Raw genomic sequence first — 19,658 nt, 5'->3', positions numbered from 1 at the left:
GCAATAAAAAAAGGCCACCCGAAGGCAGCCTTTTAAAACTAAAGAAAAGAGAGTTGTTACTTACACCGCCGCGACGGGACGCATGTAAGAGATCGGTGCGGTGCTGGCATCTTCGAAGGTCACGACTTCCCAAGCGTCTGTCTGAGCAATCAACTTGCGCAGCAGCTGGTTGTTAAGGGCATGGCCCGACTTGAAGCCTTTGAACTCGCCTATCAGGCTATTGCCCAGCAGGTAGAGGTCACCGATTGCATCGAGGATTTTATGCTTCACGAATTCGTCTTCATAGCGAAGGCCGTCTTCGTTCAGTACACCATCCGCGTCGACCACAATGGCGTTTTCAACGCTGCCGCCGAGTGCGAGGTTGTGCTTGCGCAGGTACTCGATGTCACTCATGAAACCAAAGGTACGGGCGCGGCTGACTTCTTTTACAAACGAAGTACTGGAAAAATCCACGCTTGCACTTTGCACGCGGTCACGGAATACCGGGTGATCGAAATCGATCTCAAAGCTCACTTTAAAGCCTTCGAACGGGACGAAGGTGGCGCGCTTGTCGCCGTCTTCTACTGTCACTTCCCGCAGAATGCGAATGAACTTCTTGGCTGCGTCCTGTTCTTCCAGGCCGGCAGATTGAATCAAGAATACGAAGGGTCCAGCGCTGCCATCCATGATCGGGACTTCGGACGCGGAGAGCTCGACGTAGGCGTTATCGATGCCCAGGCCAGCCATGGCCGAGAGCAAGTGCTCCACCGTGTCCACTTTGACGTCACCGTTGACCAACGTGGTCGACATCGTGGTTTCGCCAACATTTTCCGCGCGAGCAGGAATCTGCACCACAGGGTCCAGGTCGGCACGAACAAACACGATGCCGGTGTCGACAGGTGCAGGTTTGAGGGTCAGGTATACCTTCTCCCCGGAGTGCAGACCTACACCTGTGGCACGGATAATATTCTTCAGGGTGCGTTGTTTAATCATGGCTTGGACCGCTTGAGCGCAAATTGCGAACTGGTATCAACAAAGGCTGGCGATAATAGCAGACCAGACCTTTGCTGAACACCAATCACCTTCATAGCCCTGATACATTCCATCAATCGGCCTGACGACGCAGGAATGCCGGGATGTCCAGGTAATCCAAGTCATCTTGTGGATTCGGGCTACGCGAGGCCGCAGCACCGGCCTGAGCCTGGTTGCGCATCACGGTAGGACGGTCCAGATCACGGTAGTTAACCGACGGCAGTTCCTGGCGCGAAGGCGCTGGAGCCGCAGCCGATTGGCTGGCGTGGCTGTTGTGGCCGGTGTGAACGGTATTGTCGATGACCTTCACAGGCTTCTCGATTTTTGCGCCCAGGCCGGTAGCAACCACGGTCACGTGCAGCTCGTCGCGCATGTCCGGGTCGATAACGGTGCCGACCTTGACCATGGCGTGCTCGGAAGCGAAGGCTTCGATGATGCTACCCACGTCGGAGTACTCACCCAGGGACAGGTCAGGGCCGGCGGTGATGTTCACCAGGATGCCGCGTGCACCTTGCAGGTTCACGTCTTCGAGCAACGGGTTGCGAATCGCAGCTTCAGTGGCTTCACGTGCACGGTTAGGACCGCTGGCGCAGCCAGTGCCCATCATCGCCATGCCCATTTCGCTCATGACGGTACGTACGTCGGCGAAGTCGACGTTGATCATGCCCGGGCGCTTGATGATGTCGGAGATACCGCGAACGGCACCGGCCAGTACATCGTCAGCCTTGGCGAAAGCCGACAGCAGGCTGGCGTCCTTACCCAGGATGGTCAGCAGCTTCTCGTTGGGAATGGTGATCAACGAGTCGACGCTTTCAGACAGCAGACGGATGCCTTCGTCGGCGATCTGCATACGCTTGCGGCCTTCGAACGGGAACGGACGCGTCACGACAGCAACGGTCAGAATCCCCATTTCCTTGGCCACTTCGGCAATGATCGGGGCTGCACCGGTACCGGTACCGCCGCCCATGCCGGTGGTGATGAACACCATGTTTGTGCCTTGCAGCACTTCAGCAATACGCTCGCGGTCTTCCAGCGCGGCTTGACGGCCGACTTCCGGGTTGGCGCCAGCGCCGAGGCCCTTGGTCACCGCAGTGCCCAATTGCAGGATGGTCCGCGCGCCGATGCTTTTCAGCGCTTGGGCATCAGTGTTGGCGCAGATGAATTCAACGCCTTCAATGTTGCTCTTGACCATATGGTTGACAGCGTTGCCGCCGCCACCGCCGACACCGATCACTTTGATGACCGGGCTTGCGGGGATGTTGTCTACGAGTTCGAACATGTTCCCTCTCCTTTCGTTATCTCTAGTTTTTTCGCCTACTGCTTTACATCAGCTACAAGTTGCAAGCTATTAGCTGCAAGCTTGAAGCGTGTTACTTGAAGCTTGCGGCTTGACGCTTGCCGCTGCTTCTTTAAAAATTGCCTTTGACCCAAGCCTGCAGCCGTTCGAACAACGGCGCTTTCGCTTCGTCGTCGCTGCGGTAGCTGTCACGGATGCTCGGGCCCGACAGGGAAATGCCGTCGGTCTGCTTTTGCAGCCCGTACAACAGCAAGCCCACGCCGGTCGAATAAATAGGGTTGCGCACCACATCGCCGAGGCCTTTGACGCCATGCGGAACGCCCAGGCGCACCGGCATGTGGAAGATTTCTTCGGCCAGTTCGACTGCGCCTTCCATCTTCGAGGTGCCACCGGTCAACACGATGCCGGCCGGGATCAAATCTTCGTAGCCGCTGCGGCGCAGTTCAGCCTGAATCAGCGTGAACAGCTCGTCGTAGCGTGGCTCGACCACTTCGGCCAATGCCTGGCGCGACAGCTCGCGCGGCGGACGGTCGCCGACGCTTGGCACTTTGATGGTTTCACCGGCACCGGCCAGTTTGGCCAGGGCGCAGGCGTAGCGAATTTTGATTTCTTCGGCGTACTGGGTCGGGGTACGCAGCGCCATGGCGATGTCGTTGGTGACCTGGTCGCCGGCAATCGGGATCACCGCGGTATGACGAATCGCACCCTCGGTGAAGATCGCGATGTCGGTGGTGCCGCCGCCGATGTCGACCAGGCACACGCCGAGTTCTTTTTCGTCGTCGGTCAGTACCGAGTAAGCCGAGGCCAACTGCTCAAGAATGATGTCGTCGATTTCGAGGCCGCAGCGACGCACACATTTTTCAATGTTCTGCGCTGCGTTAACGGCGCAGGTCACCACGTGAACCTTGGCTTCCAGGCGTACGCCCGACATGCCCAGCGGCTCGCGAACGCCTTCCTGGTTGTCGATCACGTAGTCCTGCGGCAGGGTGTGCAGCACGCGCTGGTCGGCCGGGATCGCCACGGCCTGGGCGGCGTCAAGCACGCGCTCAAGGTCGGCCGCGCTGACTTCGCGGTCGCGGATCGCCACGATGCCGTGGGAATTCAGGCTGCGGATATGGTTGCCGGCAACGCCGACGAACGCCGAGTGAATCCGGCAACCGGCCATCAGCTGCGCTTCTTCAATCGCGCGCTGGATCGATTGCACGGTGGACTCGATGTTCACCACCACGCCCTTCTTCAGGCCACGGGACGGATGCGTGCCAATACCGACGATTTCGATCGTGCCGTCTTCCCCGACCTCGCCCACCAGCGCCACCACCTTGGAGGTGCCGATATCGAGACCGACGATCATTTTGCCGCTTTGCACGTTTGCCATGGGTCCTGCCTCTTCTTAATTCTTCGCGACAGCGGGTTGCGCTGCCGTGGGCGCAGCCGGTTCACGCCAGCCGACGGCAAGGCCGTTGGCGTAACGCAGGTCGACGCTCGCAATGTTCGTAATCTGTTCTTTCAAGGTCTTGTCATAGATGGCAATAAAGCGGCGCATCTTTTCCACCAAGCGGTCGCGTCCCAGCAACAACTCGATACCCGGGCCGGAACTGCCTGCCCCGGTGGTCAAAAACCAGCTACCCCGTTCACGCAGTTCCAGGCGTGCAATGGAGAAGCCCAGCGGCCGCAGCATCTGGCTCAAGGCCTGGTACTGCTGCATCACTTGCTGTTGCGCCCGCTGCGGCCCGAACAACTGCGGCAGGTGCTCGTAGTTGGCCAGTTCACGCGGGGTGAACGCCTGGCCCTGGTTGTTCAACAGCGCTTCATCACCCCAACGGGCCACGGGCAGTTGTTCTTCCAGGCGGATCGTCACTTGGTCCGGCCATACGCGGCGGACTTCGGCGTGAGCGATCCACGGCATCTGTTCCAGCTCTGAGCGCATACCGGCCAGGTCGATGGTGAAGAAGCTCGCCGCCAGGTACGGGCCGATACGCTGCTGCACCGCTTGCTGGCTGATGTAACTCAAGTCGCCCTGCACGCTGATCTTGGTGATCGGGCGGTCGGCATACGGCAACAAACGCTGTGCGCCTTCGTAAGTACCGAAGCCCAACACCACCAGCAACACCGGCCAGAACAGCGCTTTGATAAAACCAAAGTTGGCTTTGGGCAGGCGCGCCGACATCGGCTCTTTAGCCACCATTCGGCTGGCACCCCGTGGCACCGGCTTGCGGCCGGGTGCTTGTGGGGGCTGATGACGAAGCGATGCGCCGTTCATGTTCTTAGCCTCTAGGCTCAATGCTTGCCGCTAGAATCGCCAGCACCAACTGCTGGAAATCCAGACCGGCTGCACGGGCTGCCATGGGTACCAGGCTGTGGTCGGTCATGCCGGGAGCAGTGTTGACTTCAAGGAACCAGAAATTCCCTTGGTCATCCTGCATCACGTCTGCCCGCGCCCAACCGGCGATACCCAGCGCCTCACAGGCTTTCGCCGTGAGGTCCATCAATTCCTGTTCCTTGTCTGCGTCGAGGCCACACGGAATCCGGTACTGAGTATCGGAAGCCACGTACTTGGCGTCGTAGTCATAAAAGGTATGGGGCGTGCCCAATGCGATAGGCGGCAATACCTGGCCACGCAGGGTAGCGATGGTGAACTCGGGACCTTGAATCCACTGTTCCACCATCACTTGCGAATCATAGGTACTTGCCGCTTTCCATGCGTCGATCAATTCGGCGGCCGAGTTCACTTTGGCCATGCCGATACTGGAGCCTTCATGGGCTGGTTTGACGATCAAAGGCAGGCCCAGTTCCTTGGCTGCAGAAATACAATCGTCTTCGCTGCACAGAACACTGTGACGCGGTGTAGGAATGCCCAAGCTGTGCCACACCTGCTTGGTGCGCAGCTTGTCCATGGCCAGTGCCGAGGCAAGAATGCCGCTGCCGGTGTAAGGAATACCGGCGCACTCCAGCAAGCCCTGCATGCTGCCGTCTTCACCGCCACGGCCGTGCAAAATAATGAAGGCGCGGTCGATTTTTTCAGCTTGCAGGCGGGCGAGAAAATCATCGCCCACGTCGATACCGAACGCATCCACACCGCCGCTCAGCAGTGCTTCAAGCACCGCATTGCCGGACTTGAGCGACACTTCGCGCTCAGCGCTCTTGCCGCCGAACAACACCGCTACGCGGCCGAAGTCGGCAGGCGTAATAGTGGAAAACAGGCTGTGGTAATTCATGCTCATTTCGACGTCCCCTGCACAGCGGCGAACAACGGGCTCGCGAGCAATTTAGGCGCAAGGCCGCCGATGTCGCCGGCACCCTGGCACAGCAAGATGTCACCGGCACGCAGCAGCGGCTTGACGATCGGCGCCAGGTCTACACCACGCTCGATATAGATCGGGTCCAACTGGCCGCGCTGACGGATGCTGTTGCACAGCTTGCGGCTGTCGGCGCCCGGAATTGGCTCTTCACCGGCCGGGTAGACTTCCATCAACAGCAGCACGTTGGCATCGGCCAATACATTGACGAAATCGTCATACAGGTCGCGCGTACGGCTGTAGCGGTGCGGCTGGTAAACCATCACCAAGCGGCGCTCCGGCCAACCACCGCGTACGGCTTTGATCACCGCGGCGACTTCGGTTGGGTGGTGACCGTAATCGTCGACCAGCATCACGTCGCCGCCGTCTACCGGCAGTTGGCCGTAGACCTGGAAGCGACGGCCGACACCGGCGAAGCGCGACAGGCCTTCGACGATGGCTTCATCACTGACGCCTTCATCGGAAGCGATGCAGATGGTCGCCAGGGAGTTAAGTACGTTGTGGTTGCCCGGCATGTTCACCGACACATCCAACGGCTCGCGGTCTGGGCGCAGCACGGTGAAGTAGGTTTGCATGCCTGCCTGGCGCACATTGATCGCGCGCACGTCGGCGTCTTCGCTGAAGCCGTAAGTCACGGTCGGACGTTTGACCAGCGGCAGAATTTCGCGCACCACCGGGTCGTCCAGGCACACCACGGCCAAGCCATAGAACGGCAGGTTGTGCAGGAACTCGACGAAGGTTTTCTTCAACTTGTTGAAGTCACCGTCGTAGGTCGCCATGTGGTCTTCGTCAATGTTGGTGACCACCGCAACCATCGGCTGCAGGTGCAGGAAGCTTGCGTCACTTTCATCGGCTTCGGCGATCAGGTAACGGCTGGTGCCGAGCTGGGCATTGGTGCCCGCGGCATTCAGACGGCCACCGATCACGAATGTCGGGTCCAAACCACCGGCGGCGAACACCGACGCGATCAGGCTGGTGGTGGTGGTTTTGCCGTGCGTACCGGCCACGGCGATGCCGTGGCGATAGCGCATCAGCTCGGCGAGCATTTCGGCACGCGGCACCACCGGAATACGCCGCTCAAGGGCCGTCGCGACTTCCGGGTTGGAGGTGTTCACGGCGCTTGAAACCACCAGTACATCAGCTTCGGCAGCGTTCTCGGCACGGTGGCCGATGAAGATGTGTGCGCCAAAGGTTTTCAGGCGGTCGGTGACCGGCGACTCTTTCAAGTCAGAGCCGGACACCTGGTAGCCGAGGTTCAGCAGAACTTCGGCAATCCCGCACATGCCCACACCGCCGATGCCGACGAAGTGGATGCGACGGATGCGGCGCATTTCCGGCTGTGGCATGGCTTTCTGATTCTCAACCATGGGCCACCTCCAGGCAAATATCGACCACGGTGCGGGTTGCGTCAGGTTTGGCCAGGCGGCTTGCGGTGCTCGCCATGCTGTTGAGTCGTTCCGGTTGCATCAAAACCTCGGTCAGGCGTGCCGCCAAATCAGCGGCGCCAGTCGTTCTTTGCGGCAGCAGGAAGGCAGCGCCCTCCCCGGCCAAATATTCGGCGTTGCGGGTCTGGTGATCGTCGATCGCGTGGGGCAAAGGCACCAGCAAGGACGGCAGACCGGCGGCGGCCAGTTCACTGACGGTCAGCGCGCCGGAGCGGCAAACCACCAGGTCGGCCCAGCCATAGGCTTGGGCCATGTCTTTGATGAAGGGCTGCACATTGGCCTCAACACCGGCTTCGCGATAACGCGTTGCGGTGACTTCAGCATGCTGCTTGCCAGCCTGATGGAACACGTGCGGACGCACTTCCAGCGGGAGTTGCGCCAGCGCTTCAGGCAGCAATTTGTTCAAGGGCTCGGAGCCCAGGCTTCCGCCCAGGATCAACAAGTTCGCCTTGCGCCCGACCAGTGCTTCGCGGGCGATGCCCATGAACAGTTCGGTACGCACCGGGTTACCGGTGGTGCGCAATTTGCCCGAGGCGCTAAAGGTCTTCGGAAACGCTTCACACACCCGCGCGGCCAACGGCACCAGCAAGCGGTTGGCGGTGCCGGCAACGGCGTTCTGTTCGTGCACGATCACCGGCACGCCGGCGAGCTTGGCTGCCACGCCACCAGGGCCGGTCACGTAACCGCCGAAACCGAGCACGCACACCGGCTGCAATTGGCGAATCACTTTGCGCGCTTGCCACACGGCCTTGAGCAACACAAACGGCGCCTTGAGCAGGGACAATTTGCCCTTGCCACGCAAGCCGGTGACGTTGATCAGGTGCAGCGGCAAACCAGCGTTTGGCACCAATTCGTTTTCGATACCGCGCGGTGTGCCCAACCAGTGCACGCTGTAGCCACGGTTCTGGAATTCACGCGCACACGCCAGGGCCGGGAACACATGGCCCCCGGTGCCGCCCGCCATGATCAGCACGTTAGCGCCCATGGTTCGGCTCCTCGGCGAAGTCGCTTTCGCTGAACTCCATCTCTTCGCTGCCCAAGTGGGTTCGACTCTCCCACTCGATGCGCAGCAACAAACCGAGACACGCGCAGCAAATCACCAACGAACTGCCGCCGTAACTGAGGAACGGCAAGGTCAGGCCCTTGGTCGGCAGCAGGCCGACGTTCACACCGATGTTGATCAGGAACTGGCCGATCCACAGGAACGACAAGCCGTACGCCACGTACGCGGCGAAATACTGTTTGGCCTTCTCGGCCCACAAGCCGATGTACATGCCGCGTACACACACGAACACGAACAGCGCGACGGTGCAAAGCGAACCGACTACGCCGAGCTCTTCGGCGAGTACCGAGAACACAAAGTCGGTGTGCGCTTCCGGCAGGTAGAACTGCTTCTGCACGCTGTTGCCCAAACCCACGCCCAACCATTCGCCGCGACCGAAAGCGATCAAGGCCTGGGTCAACTGGTAGCCAGAACCGAACTGGTCGGACCACGGGTCGGTAAAGGTAATCAGACGGGCCATGCGGTAAGGTTGCGCCTGCACCAGCACCGTCACGGCGGCCACGGCCAACACCACCATCAAAGTGAAGCGGAACAGGCCCACGCCACCGAGAAACAGCATCGCTGCGGCCGCGCCCATCATCACGACGGTGGCACCGAAGTCGGGCTCCATCAGCAACAGGCCGGCCATTGGCAGCAGCACGATGAACGGTTTGAAAAAGCCCATCCAGCTTTCGCGGACTTCTTTCTGGCGGCGTACCAGGTAACCGGCGAGGTAGATCACCACGAACACCTTGGCAATTTCCGATGGCTGCACGTTGAACGCACCGAAGCCGATCCAGCGCATCGAACCGTTCACCTCGCGCCCGATGCCCGGCAGGATCACCATGATCAGCAGGCCGAACGCACCGATCAGCATCAACCAACCCAGGCGCTGCCAGGTGGCGATGGGAATCATCATGGTGACAATGCACGCACCGAGGCCAATCACCAGGTACACCAAGTGACGGATCATCATGTATAGGGTGTTGCCCGACTGCACGGCGGCCACTTCGGAGGACGCCGAGGTGATCATCACCAGGCCTAGGCCGAGCAGCGCGAGGCAACCGGCAAGCATCGGGAAATCAAGGTCGATGCCACGCCCGGTGATGATCGGCGACGGATACGGCTTGATGATATTTCTGAAATTCATGCCAAGGCCTCCACGGCGCGGGCGAACAGCTGGCCGCGCTCTTCGTAGTGCTTGAACATGTCGAAACTGGCGCACGCCGGCGACAGCAGCACCGCATCGCCTGGCTGAGCCAGGGCTTTGCAGTGGGCAATTGCATCGTCCAAAGAGGTCGCGCGAATTTGCGGCACCGCGTCGCCGAGGGCGGCGGCGATCAAATCGGCATCGCGACCGATCAGCACCACAGCGCGGCAATGCGCAGCCACAGGACCTTTAAGGTCCTTGAAGTCGGCGCCTTTGCCGTCGCCACCGGCGATCAGCACCAGCTTGCCGTCGATGTCGGCACCCAAGCCTTCGATGGCAGCCAATGCGGCGCCGACATTGGTGGCTTTGGAGTCGTTGTAATAGCTGACGCCGTTGAGGTCGCGTACCCATTGGCAGCGATGCTCAAGCCCGCCGAACGTGCGCAAGCTGGACAGCATGGCATCGAACGGCAGGCCGACGGAATGCCCCAAAGCCAAAGCCGCGAGGGCGTTGGACTGGTTATGCGCGCCACGGATTTTCAGCTCGCGCACCGGCATCAGGTTCTGGAATTCGAAGGCCAGGTATTTCTCGCCGTTCTCTTCGCGAATGCCGAAAGCTTTGAAGTCGGGCTTGCTCAGGCCGAAGGTCCAGCACGGCAGGCCCTCGCCCATCAACGGACGGCTGAGGGCATCCTGACGGTTGACCACCACTTGCCGGGCGCCACGGAAGATCCGGTGCTTGGCCAGGTGATAAGCCGGCAGGCCGCTGTAGCGGTCCATGTGGTCTTCGCTGACGTTCAACACGGTGGCCACTTCAGCGCCGAGGTCATGGGTGGTTTCCAGTTGGAAACTCGACAGCTCCATCACGTACAGCTCGACGTCGTCACTCAGCAAGTCCAGCGCTGGTGTGCCGAGGTTGCCGCCCACGGCCACGCGCTTGCCGGCCGCAGCCGCCATGTCGCCAACCAGTGTGGTCACAGTGCTTTTCGCGTTCGAACCGCTGATGGCCACAATCGGCGCCTTCGCGTTACGCGCGAACAGGTCAATATCGCCAGAGAGCTTCACGCCACGCGCCGCTGCAGCTTGCAGAGCGGGTGTCGCCAGGGCCAGGCCAGGGCTCACGTAGAGCTCGTCGGCGCGGCACAGAAACTCGACGTCCAGTTCGCCACAACGCACTTCCACGTGCGGGTAGTCACGGCGCAGCGTGACCAGCTCCGGTGGATTTTCCCGCGTATCGGCCACGGCAAACGACGTGCCCCGGTTCGCCAGGAAGCGAACCAGGGACATGCCGCTCTTGCCGAGGCCGACAACGATGCGGAAGTGGTCTGAAGCGATCAGGGACACTCGTTTCTACCTCAGTTTCAGGGTGGCAAGGCCGACCAATACCAGAATCACGGTGATGATCCAGAAACGGACAATCACGCGCGGCTCGGGCCAGCCCTTGAGTTCAAAGTGGTGATGAATCGGCGCCATGCGAAATACCCGGCGCCCGGTCAATTTGAAGGAGGCCACCTGGATGACCACCGACAGGGTTTCCATCACGAACACACCGCCCATGATGAACAGCACGATTTCCTGGCGGACGATCACCGCGATGGTGCCCAAGGCTGCGCCCAGCGCCAGTGCGCCGACGTCGCCCATGAAAACTTGCGCCGGGTAGGTGTTGAACCACAGGAACCCGAGGCCGGCACCGATCAGCGCGCCGCAGAACACAATCAGCTCACCCGCGCCCGGTACATATGGGATCAGCAGGTATTCGGCGAATTTCACGTTACCCGACAGGTAGCAGAAAATGCCCAGCGCACCGCCGACCATCACGGTCGGCATGATCGCCAAACCGTCGAGGCCGTCGGTCAGGTTGACCGCGTTGCTGGAGCCGACGATCACAAAGTAGGTCAGCACCACAAAACCGATGCCCAGCGGGATGCTGGCGTCTTTGAGCATCGGGATGATCAAGGTGGTCTCGACTGCGCTCGGCGCCGTCGTGTAAAGGAAGATCGCGGCGGCGAGGCCAAACACCGACTGCCAGAAATACTTCCAGCGGCTTGGCAGCCCTTTGGAGTTTTTCTCGATCACTTTGCGGTAGTCGTCCACCCAGCCGATGGCGCCGAACAACAGGGTCACCAGCAACACCGTCCAGACGTAACGGTTGTGCAAGTCAGCCCAGAGCAAGGTGCTGATGCCGATGGACGACAGGATCAGCGCGCCGCCCATGGTCGGGGTGCCGGATTTGGACAGGTGCGACTGCGGGCCGTCATTACGAACCGATTGACCAATTTGCAGGTTCTGCAGGGTGCGGATCATCCACGGCCCCAGGAACAGCGACAGAGACAGCGCGGTCAGCACACCCAGAATCCCGCGCAGGGTCAGGTACTGAAAGACCGCAAAGCCTTTGTGGAACTGTTGCAGATACTCAGCCAGCAGCAGCAGCATTAATGTTTCTCCGTACTTGAGCCACACAAAGCCGCGACGACGTTTTCCATCACCGCGCTGCGCGATCCCTTGATCAAAATAGTGGTGTGTGGGTCTTGCTCAGCCGCACTCAGCGCCTGAATCAACTCGGCTTGGGTCGCAAAATGCCGCGCACCCAGGCCGAATGCATCAACCGCGTGTGCCATGTTCGGGCCGACCGCATACAGGGCGTCGACCTTATCGCTGGCGTAGGCACCGACTTCGCGATGGCCTTGCTCAGCCCAATCGCCCAGCTCGCCGATGTCACCGAGTACCAAAACCTTGCGCCCGGCAAACGTTTTGAGCAGGTCAACAGCGGCATTAACCGAGGACGGGTTGGCGTTGTAGGTGTCGTCGATCACGCGCATGCCGTTGCTCGCCAGTTGCGCGACCGTGCGGCCCTTGACCGGCTGCACCGCGCCCAAGCCGGTGGCGATACCGAACAGCGACACACCCAGGGCGTGCGCAGCAGCAGCAGCGGCCAAGGCATTGGCGACGTTATGGTTGCCGAGCAAATTCAGTTGCACGTGTTCGTTACCTTGCGGGGTGTGCAAGGTAAACGAAGGGCAACCACGCGCATCGACGGTGACAGCCGAGGCGTGAACATCAGCCGCCGCGTTGAGCACGGCAAACGTCAAGACCTTGCGCCCGGCGGCGCGTACACGCCAGGTTTCGAAAGCCTTGTCGTCGAGGTTCAATACGGCAGTGCCCGAAGCATCAAGGCCTTCAAGGATTTCGCCCTTGGCTTCGACGATTTTTTGCGGGCCGCCGAACTCGCCAACGTGCGCAGTACCGGCGTTGTTGATAATTGCTACGTGGGGCTTGGTCAGCGCCACGGTGTAGGCGATTTCGCCGACGCGCGAAGCACCCAGCTCGATCACCGCCGCCGTATGTTCCGGGGCCAGTTCGAGCAGGGTCAGCGGCGCGCCGAAATCATTGTTCAGGTTGCCACGGGTCGCCAATACCGGCCCACGCGTACGCAGAATACCGGCCAGCAATTCCTTGACCGTGGTTTTGCCGCTGGAGCCAGTGACTGCCGCAACCGGCTTGTTAAAGGCGGCGCGGTTCAGTGCACCGAGTTGCCCAAGGGCCAGGCGAGTGTCGGCGACCAACAATTGCGGCAAGGTCGAATCTGCCACTTCACGCTGCACCAAAGCTGCGACGGCACCTTTGGCGGCGACTTCATTCAGGTAGTCGTGACCATCGAAACGCGGGCCCGTCAGCGCGACAAACAATTGCCCCGGCTGGATGTTACGGCTGTCGATACTGACGCCGTCGAAGCTGCAATCGCTCGACACTACGCGGGCCGACAGGGCCAGGGTCAGTTCGCTGAACTTCATCGCTTTAAGCATGGGCAAGCTCCCAGGCAGCCAGGGCGCGCTCGGCCTCGACCAGATCGGAGAAAGCCTGGCGTTCGCCGTTGATTTCCTGGTAGTCCTCGTGGCCTTTACCGGCCAGTACCACCACGTCATCGGCGCTGGCGCCGGCGATCAGTTGGGCAATGGCTGCGCCGCGACCGGCGACGAAGGTCACCTTGGACGCGTCGTTAAAGCCTGCACGAATGTCGTCGAAAATCTGGCTTGGGGCTTCGCTGCGCGGGTTGTCGTCGGTCACCAGCACGCCATCGGCCAAGCGCTCGACAATCTCGGCCATCAATGGGCGTTTGCCGCGATCACGGTCACCGCCGCAGCCGAACAGGCAAAGCAATTTGCCCTTGGCGTGAGGGCGCAGGGCTTCGAGGACTTTTTCCAGCGCGTCCGGGGTGTGCGCGTAATCGACCACCACCAGCGGCTGGGTGCCGCCACCCAAACGCTGCATGCGACCGACCGGGCCTTCGAGCTTGGGCAGCACACGCAGGATTTCATCGAGCGCGTAATCCAGGCCGAGCAGCGCGCCGATGGCGGCAAGCACGTTGCTCAGGTTGAAGCGCCCGAGCAAGGTGCTGCGCAAGTGATGCTCGCCTTGTGGCGTGACCAACGTGGCGCGCACGCCTTCGTCGTTAAATTGGGCTTCGCGGCAATACAGGTAAGCGCTGGCGTCTTCCAGGCTGTAGCTGATCAGGCGCGCCTCGCTGTCTTCGGCAGCCAACTGGCGACCGAATGCGTCATCGAGGTTGACCACTCGGCACTTCAAATCATTCCAGGCAAACAGCTTGGCCTTGGCCGCGGCATAGGCCTGCAGGGTGCCGTGGTAATCCAGGTGGTCGCGCGACAAGTTGGTCATCACCGCCACGTCAAAGGCCAAGGCCGTAACGCGCCCCTGGTCGAGGCCGTGGGAGGAGACTTCCATGGCGACCGCCTTGGCACCGGCCTTTTTCAGGTCGGCCAAGGTGGCTTGCACCGCAATCGGGTTGGGCGTGGTGTGCATGCCGCTTTGCAGCGCGCCATAAAAGCCGGTGCCCAGCGTGCCGACAATGCCGCAGTGCTGGCCCAGCAGGTCAAGCGCTTGCGCGACCAGTTGGGTCACACTGGTTTTGCCATTGGTGCCGGTCACGCCCACCAGGTTCAATTGTCGGCTCGGGTCGCCATAAAAACGCCCGGCAATATCCGACAGTTGCGCCGCCAGGCCTTTGACCGGAATCAACGGCACGTCGGTGATCGGCAGCACAGTGGCCCCTTCCACTTCATACGCCACTGCCGCCGCACCGCGTTGCAACGCATCGGCAATGTGCGCACGGCCATCGAACTTGCCGCCAGGCACCGCCAGGAACAGGTCACCGGCGCGCACATTACGGCTGTCCAGGCTCAACTCGCGAATCAGCAGATCGCGGCCGGCATGTGCAAAAATCTTGTTCAAGCTAAGTGACATCAGCCGCGCCCTCCATTGGCTTTGGCAGCAGCGGCCGGTGGCCCGGCGTTCGCCTGTTGAGTCGGCGGCAGGTTGTCCGGCGTGATGTTCATCAGGCGCAGGGTGCCGGACATCACTTTGCTGAACACCGGCGCCGAGACCAGGCCACCGAAGTAGCCGGCCTTGCTCGGCTCATCAATCACGACCACGATGGCGTAGCGCGGGTCGCTCATCGGGCCGAAGCCTGCGAACAGCGAACGATAAGAGTTTTCGGCATAGCCCTTGGTGCCCACCGAAGTTTTACGCGCGGTACCGGACTTGCCTGCCACGTGATACGCCGGCACCTGCGCACGGAAGACGCCGCGCGGTGCTTCGATCACTTGTTGCAGCATGCCTTGCATGGTCTTGGCGACGTTTTCCGGAATCACCTGGGTGGCTTTCGGCGCTTCGTCTACGTGGATCAGACTTAAAGGAACCATCCGACCGTTATTGGCCAATACAGAGAAGGCATGCGCCAGTTGGATCGCGGTCACCGACAGGCCGTAGCCATAGGACAGCGTGGCGGTCTCGGCTTTTTTCCAGTCGCGGTAGTTCGGCAGGTTGCCCACGCGCTCGCCCGGGAAGTCGAGACCGGTGGGTTGGCCCAAACCGATTTTCTGCGCGAGGTGATAAATGGTTTCGCCGCCAATATCGAAGGCGACCTTACTCATGCCGACGTTACTGGAGTTGATCAAAATACCGGTCAAATCGAGCACCGGGCCTTCGGTACGCGATACGTCGCGAATGGTGTATTTGCCCAACTGCAGCGTGCCTGGGTACACCTCGACTTTGTCGCTCGGCTTCCAGCGCCCGGTTTCCAGAGCGGCACTCATGGAGATGGCTTTCATGGTCGAACCTGGCTCAAACACGTCGATCATTGCGCGGTTACGCATCATCGCCGGTTGCAGGTTGCGACGGTTGTTCGGGTTGTAGGTCGGCTGGTTGACCATGGCGAGGATCTCGCCGGTCTTCACGTCCATGATCACCAGGCTACCGGCCTTGGCACCGTTCTCGATGATCGCGTTACGCAGCTCGCGGTTGGCCAGGTACTGCAGGCGCAGGTCAATCGACAACGCCAAGGGCTTGCCGGCCTTGGCGTTTTTGGTGACTTGCACATCCTTGATCAGTCTGCCGCGCCGGTCCTTGATGACCTGCCGTTTGCCAGGCACACCCGCCAGCCATTCATCGTAGGCCAGCTCTACACCTTCGCGGCCATGGTCATCAATGTCGGTAAAGCCGACCATATGCGCGGTGGTTTCACCGGCCGGGTAGAAACGACGAAATTCCTCGATGCCATAGACACCGGGGACTTTAAGGTCGAGCACTTGCTGGCCCTGCTCAGGCGTGAGCCCGCGAACCAGATAGATGAATTCTTTGTTGGCTTGGGCTTCCAGGCGCTCGGCCAAGGCTTTTGGGTCCTGGCCCAGGGCGGAAGCCAGCTGTGGCCATTTTTCCTTGGCGGTTTGCAGTTCCTTGGCGTTGGCCCACAGCGTGGTCACCGGCGTGCTCACGGCCAGCGGTTCGCCGTTACGATCGGTGATCAAACCGCGGTGCGCAGGAATCGGGATATGCCGCAGGCTACGCGCGTCGCCCTGACCGATCAGGAAGTCACGATCGATCACTTGCAGGTCAATGATGCGCCAGGCAATTGCGCCGACCATCAGCGCCAGCAGGCCGATCATCAGGCGGAAGCGCCACGGGTAGAGTGCACCCTCAAGTTTCATCATGGCGCCACCATGCGAACGTCGGCGGCGCTTGGAATGTGCATCTTCAACTGCTCAGTCGCCAGCACTTCAATGCGGCTATGCGCGGTCCAGGTGCTTTGTTCGAGAATCAGCCGACCCCATTCCGCTTGCGCTTTGTCACGCACGCTCAACTCCCCATAGAGGGTATTGAGCAGTTGGCGGTTGTAGTGGGCGCTGTAGGACACCGCAATCGCGGACACCAGCACGCCGACAAACAGCAGCAACATAAAGAAACTGCCGCCCGGCAGGGGTTTGGCGAAAAGCTTGCTCACCGCAACTTCTCCGCGACACGCATGACAGCGCTGCGCGAACGTGGGTTGGCCTTGAGTTCAGCTTCAGAAGCGAACTGCGCTTTGCCATGGATTTTAATTTTCGGCACGAAGGCTTCAAAACGTACGGGCAGGTTGCGCGGCAGGTTATCCGACTCGCCCTTGACCAGGCGGCGCATGAACAGTTTGACGATGCGGTCTTCCAGGGAGTGGAAGCTGATCACTACCAGGCGACCGCCAACTTCGAGGGCTTCCAGCGCGGCTTCGAGGCCAGCCTCAAGATCGCCCAGTTCGTTGTTGACGTGAATGCGCAGGCCCTGAAACGCACGGGTCGCCGGGTTCTTGCCCTTTTCCCATGCCGGGTTGGCGACTTTCAGCACTTCGGCCAAGTCAGCGGTGCGTTCAAACGGCTGGATTTCGCGGCGCTCGACCACGGCACGTGCCATGCGGCCGGCGAAACGCTCTTCACCGTACTCTTTGAACACACGGGTAATTTCTTCGTGGGGCGCGGTGGCGATGAACTGGGCGGCACTGACGCCGCGCGTCGGGTCCATGCGCATGTCCAGCGGGCCGTCGTTCATGAAACTGAAGCCACGCTCCGGGTCATCGAGTTGCGGCGAGGACACGCCCAAGTCGAGCAAAACCCCGGCCACCTTGCCTGCCATGCCGCGCTCGGCGACTTCGGCACCCAGCTCGGCAAAGCTGCGCTGTACAACGACAAAGCGGCCGTCTTCGGCCGCTAGCGCTTGCCCGGTGGCAATCGCTTGAGGGTCTTTGTCAAACCCGAGGAGTTTGCCGTCTGGCCCGAGCTGGCTGAGTATCAACCGGCTGTGCCCGCCCCTGCCGAACGTGCCATCCAAATAGCAGCCATCCGCGCGTACGGCGAGAGCCTCAACGGCTTCGTCAAGCAGTACGGTGATGTGGTTAAAGCCGCTATCAATAGTCACAGGATCAAATCACGCAGTTCATCAGGCATAGCGCCCGGTTGTTGAATAGCCGCCAGGTCAGCTGCAGAAACAGCGTCCCAGGCACCTTCGTCCCACAATTGGAACTTGTTCAGTTGGCCGACCAGCATTGCGTGCTTGTCGAGCTTGGCGTACTCGCGCAAACGCGGCGGCACCAGGAAACGGCCACTGCCATCGAGTTCGAGGTCGACGGCATTACCAATCAGCAAGCGTTGCAGCCGGCGGTTTTCTTCACGCAATGAAGGCAGAGCGCGCAATTTGGTTTCAATCAACTCCCACTCATCGAGCGGGTAAACACATAAACAAGGGTCAACGGCATCAATGGTGATGATTAATTGCCCGGAACTTCGCGAAATCAGCTCGTCACGATACCGGCTCGGCATAGCGAGACGGCCTTTTGCATCGAGACTGATAGCGTTAGCTCCGCGAAACACAGGTGCGTTTCTCCAAATTTTAGCGTTTTACGTTCAAAAAACCCACTTTGTGCCACTTTCCGCCACTTGCGCACACTATAGGAATGCGCCCACCACACCGTCAAGGCGCGGATTCAAGGAAAAGCCTTACAGAACGGAGATTTAGGAGCGTAAAAGGAGGAGAAACCAGAGTTCGACGATGTTTTTGACTCAACAACCGCAAATAGCTCATAGAGCTAGGGCTTAAAGTTAAAGTGATTTATTAAGAGTAAGATTTTTTTGGTATTACGAAGACGCATCTGCCAATGATTTGGCAGGGAGGGATTCTTGCGTTACTACCGGATTTCTGACCGAGATTCGGGCAGAAGGAAAAAGGTGGAGAGTCGATCTGTAAGCCGGGTTCTGTCTTGAACAGTCATTCGTCTACGATGGCCATCACTGGACATCTTTAGCAACCTACCCGGTCCCAGCGCGGGCCACGCCTTGGGACCCTATTTGGTCTTGCTCCAAGTGGGGTTTACCTAGCCACGAACTGTTGCCAGTCGTGCGGTGCGCTCTTACCGCACCTTTTCACCCTTACCGGCACCGAAGTGCTTAGGCGGTTATTTTCTGTGGCACTTTCCGTAGGCTCACGCCTCCCAGGCATTACCTGGCACTTCGCCCTATGGAGCCCGGACTTTCCTCCCCCCCCTAATTTTCATAGAGGGCAGCGACTGTCCAATCGACTCTCCGCCGCAAAGGTTAACGGCACGACGGGCTTAGGACAAGTATTAAAAGTGCAGCAATGCCATCACGTTCAGACCAAATACCGTTTTAACCCCGGAACTATTCGACCTTCTGTTTATCAAGCGCCACTTGATACAGCACATTTTTTCGCACCCCGGTAATTTCCGCAGCCAGTGCGGCCGCCCGCTTCAGCGGCATCTCTTTAAGCAGCAAATCCAGAATCCGCATCGCCTCACTGCCTACCGCGTCTTCATTCTCCGGTGGCGTCCAGCCGGCCACCAACACCACACACTCGCCACGCTGCTGGTTGCTATCGCCCTCGACAAAAGCGCGCAGCTCTTCCAGCGGCAAGCCCTTGAGAGTTTCGAAGGTTTTGGTCAACTCGCGGGCCAACAGTGCCAGGCGCTCGCCACCGAACACCAACTCCATGTCTTGCAGGCATTCGAGGATGCGGTGCGGGGCTTCGTAAAAGATCAGCGTGCGCGGTTCTTCCTTCAGGGCTTGAAGGCGCGCGCGCCGCCCAACGGCCTTGGCCGGCAGGAAACCCTCGAAGATAAACCGGTCCGATGGCAACCCTGCAGCAGATAAAGCAGCAATCAGCGCGCACGCTCCCGGAACAGGCACTACATTGATACCAGCCGCGCGTGCCTGGCGGACGAGGTGGTAGCCCGGGTCGGAAATCAACGGCGTGCCGGCATCGGAGATCAACGCCACATCATCACCGGCCAATAGACGGGTGATAAACCGGCTGCCTTCTTCGCGCTCGTTATGCTCGTGGCACGCGGCCAATGGCGTGCTGATACCAAAATGCTGCATTAAACGTTGGGAGTGCCGTGTGTCTTCCGCCGCGACCAATTTAACCTCGCGCAACACTTTAAGCGCCCGAGCACTGATGTCGTCCAGGTTGCCAATGGGCGTCGCCACCACAAATAGCGAGCCTGCAGTGGAATTCAAAGGACCTGGAGCAGTCAAAACGCACACCTCGATGGTTGGCAAAAGTGCCATTGTAGCGCGTAGGCGCCT

At 60.2% G+C, this 19,658-nt stretch carries 17 protein-coding genes and 1 other RNA gene; all 18 read right to left on the bottom strand.

Annotated elements, in window-relative coordinates:
• Nucleotides 1-60: 60 nt before the first annotated feature.
• The 18 genes from lpxC to rsmI all read right to left on the bottom strand — a co-directional run bounded on the left by lpxC (nucleotide 61) and on the right by rsmI (nucleotide 19,640).
• Nucleotides 61-972: a UDP-3-O-acyl-N-acetylglucosamine deacetylase gene (gene lpxC / locus ACOZK9_RS24515; protein ID WP_058414261.1), complete on the bottom strand. Its 912-nt coding sequence runs from the start codon at nucleotides 970-972 to the stop codon at nucleotides 61-63.
• 112 nt (nucleotides 973-1,084) lie between these two features.
• Nucleotides 1,085-2,290 carry a cell division protein FtsZ gene (gene ftsZ, locus ACOZK9_RS24510; protein WP_058414262.1) on the bottom strand — a complete coding sequence of 402 codons (1,206 nt, stop codon included), beginning with the start codon at nucleotides 2,288-2,290 and terminating at the stop codon, nucleotides 1,085-1,087.
• Between the two features lie 130 nt (nucleotides 2,291-2,420).
• A complete protein-coding gene (gene ftsA, locus ACOZK9_RS24505; protein ID WP_057724626.1) occupies nucleotides 2,421-3,683 on the bottom strand; it encodes a cell division protein FtsA in 1,263 nt (420 codons plus the stop codon).
• 15 nt (nucleotides 3,684-3,698) lie between these two features.
• Nucleotides 3,699-4,568 (bottom strand): cell division protein FtsQ/DivIB, encoded by an 870-nt coding sequence (locus ACOZK9_RS24500; RefSeq protein ID WP_058414263.1) that lies wholly within the window; start codon nucleotides 4,566-4,568, stop codon nucleotides 3,699-3,701.
• A gap of 4 nt (nucleotides 4,569-4,572) precedes the next feature.
• Nucleotides 4,573-5,529, bottom strand: coding sequence for a D-alanine--D-alanine ligase (locus ACOZK9_RS24495; protein WP_421556782.1), 957 nt, complete (start codon nucleotides 5,527-5,529; stop codon nucleotides 4,573-4,575).
• Nucleotides 5,526-6,971, bottom strand: coding sequence for a UDP-N-acetylmuramate--L-alanine ligase (gene murC, locus ACOZK9_RS24490; RefSeq protein WP_099240300.1), 1,446 nt, complete (start codon nucleotides 6,969-6,971; stop codon nucleotides 5,526-5,528). Before murC ends, ACOZK9_RS24495 begins: the two co-directional genes overlap by 4 nt.
• The gene (gene murG, locus ACOZK9_RS24485) at nucleotides 6,964-8,034 is read right to left on the bottom strand and encodes an undecaprenyldiphospho-muramoylpentapeptide beta-N-acetylglucosaminyltransferase (RefSeq protein WP_058414266.1); all 1,071 of its coding nucleotides are present in this window, start codon (nucleotides 8,032-8,034) and stop codon (nucleotides 6,964-6,966) included. The genes murC and murG overlap by 8 nt, the downstream gene beginning before the upstream one ends.
• On the bottom strand, nucleotides 8,024-9,241 hold the full coding sequence (gene ftsW, locus ACOZK9_RS24480; RefSeq protein WP_058414267.1) for a putative lipid II flippase FtsW: 1,218 nt from the start codon (nucleotides 9,239-9,241) through the stop codon (nucleotides 8,024-8,026). The genes murG and ftsW overlap by 11 nt, the downstream gene beginning before the upstream one ends.
• A complete protein-coding gene (gene murD, locus ACOZK9_RS24475; protein WP_172979990.1) occupies nucleotides 9,238-10,584 on the bottom strand; it encodes a UDP-N-acetylmuramoyl-L-alanine--D-glutamate ligase in 1,347 nt (448 codons plus the stop codon). The genes ftsW and murD overlap by 4 nt, the downstream gene beginning before the upstream one ends.
• Before the next feature lie 6 nt (nucleotides 10,585-10,590).
• Nucleotides 10,591-11,673, bottom strand: a complete 1,083-nt coding sequence (gene mraY, locus ACOZK9_RS24470) for a phospho-N-acetylmuramoyl-pentapeptide-transferase (RefSeq protein WP_058414269.1) — start codon at nucleotides 11,671-11,673, stop codon at nucleotides 10,591-10,593.
• On the bottom strand, nucleotides 11,673-13,043 hold the full coding sequence (locus tag ACOZK9_RS24465; protein ID WP_152751520.1) for a UDP-N-acetylmuramoyl-tripeptide--D-alanyl-D-alanine ligase: 1,371 nt from the start codon (nucleotides 13,041-13,043) through the stop codon (nucleotides 11,673-11,675). The genes mraY and ACOZK9_RS24465 overlap by 1 nt, the downstream gene beginning before the upstream one ends.
• Nucleotides 13,036-14,499: a UDP-N-acetylmuramoyl-L-alanyl-D-glutamate--2,6-diaminopimelate ligase gene (locus ACOZK9_RS24460; RefSeq protein ID WP_058414271.1), complete on the bottom strand. Its 1,464-nt coding sequence runs from the start codon at nucleotides 14,497-14,499 to the stop codon at nucleotides 13,036-13,038. The genes ACOZK9_RS24465 and ACOZK9_RS24460 overlap by 8 nt, the downstream gene beginning before the upstream one ends.
• A complete protein-coding gene (locus ACOZK9_RS24455) occupies nucleotides 14,499-16,241 on the bottom strand; it encodes a peptidoglycan D,D-transpeptidase FtsI family protein (RefSeq protein WP_162839879.1) in 1,743 nt (580 codons plus the stop codon). Before ACOZK9_RS24455 ends, ACOZK9_RS24460 begins: the two co-directional genes overlap by 1 nt.
• Nucleotides 16,241-16,534: a cell division protein FtsL gene (gene ftsL, locus ACOZK9_RS24450; RefSeq protein ID WP_058414273.1), complete on the bottom strand. Its 294-nt coding sequence runs from the start codon at nucleotides 16,532-16,534 to the stop codon at nucleotides 16,241-16,243. Before ftsL ends, ACOZK9_RS24455 begins: the two co-directional genes overlap by 1 nt.
• A complete protein-coding gene (gene rsmH, locus ACOZK9_RS24445) occupies nucleotides 16,531-17,478 on the bottom strand; it encodes a 16S rRNA (cytosine(1402)-N(4))-methyltransferase RsmH (RefSeq protein WP_058414274.1) in 948 nt (315 codons plus the stop codon). The genes ftsL and rsmH overlap by 4 nt, the downstream gene beginning before the upstream one ends.
• Nucleotides 17,475-17,930 carry a division/cell wall cluster transcriptional repressor MraZ gene (gene mraZ / locus ACOZK9_RS24440; RefSeq protein ID WP_058414275.1) on the bottom strand — a complete coding sequence of 152 codons (456 nt, stop codon included), beginning with the start codon at nucleotides 17,928-17,930 and terminating at the stop codon, nucleotides 17,475-17,477. The genes rsmH and mraZ overlap by 4 nt, the downstream gene beginning before the upstream one ends.
• 354 nt (nucleotides 17,931-18,284) lie before the next feature.
• An RNA gene (gene rnpB, locus ACOZK9_RS24435) (RNase P RNA component class A) lies at nucleotides 18,285-18,638 on the bottom strand.
• A 96-nt stretch (nucleotides 18,639-18,734) separates the two neighbouring features.
• Nucleotides 18,735-19,640 carry a 16S rRNA (cytidine(1402)-2'-O)-methyltransferase gene (rsmI, locus tag ACOZK9_RS24430; RefSeq protein WP_161936713.1) on the bottom strand — a complete coding sequence of 302 codons (906 nt, stop codon included), beginning with the start codon at nucleotides 19,638-19,640 and terminating at the stop codon, nucleotides 18,735-18,737.
• Between the last annotated feature and the right edge of the window lie 18 nt (nucleotides 19,641-19,658).

It is taken from the genome of Pseudomonas kitaguniensis (assembly GCF_049199985.1).
Taxonomy (GTDB): Bacteria; Pseudomonadota; Gammaproteobacteria; order Pseudomonadales; family Pseudomonadaceae; genus Aquipseudomonas; species Aquipseudomonas kitaguniensis.
Note: the sequence above shows the minus strand (reverse complement) of the source record. Positions and strands in the feature narration are given on the sequence as shown.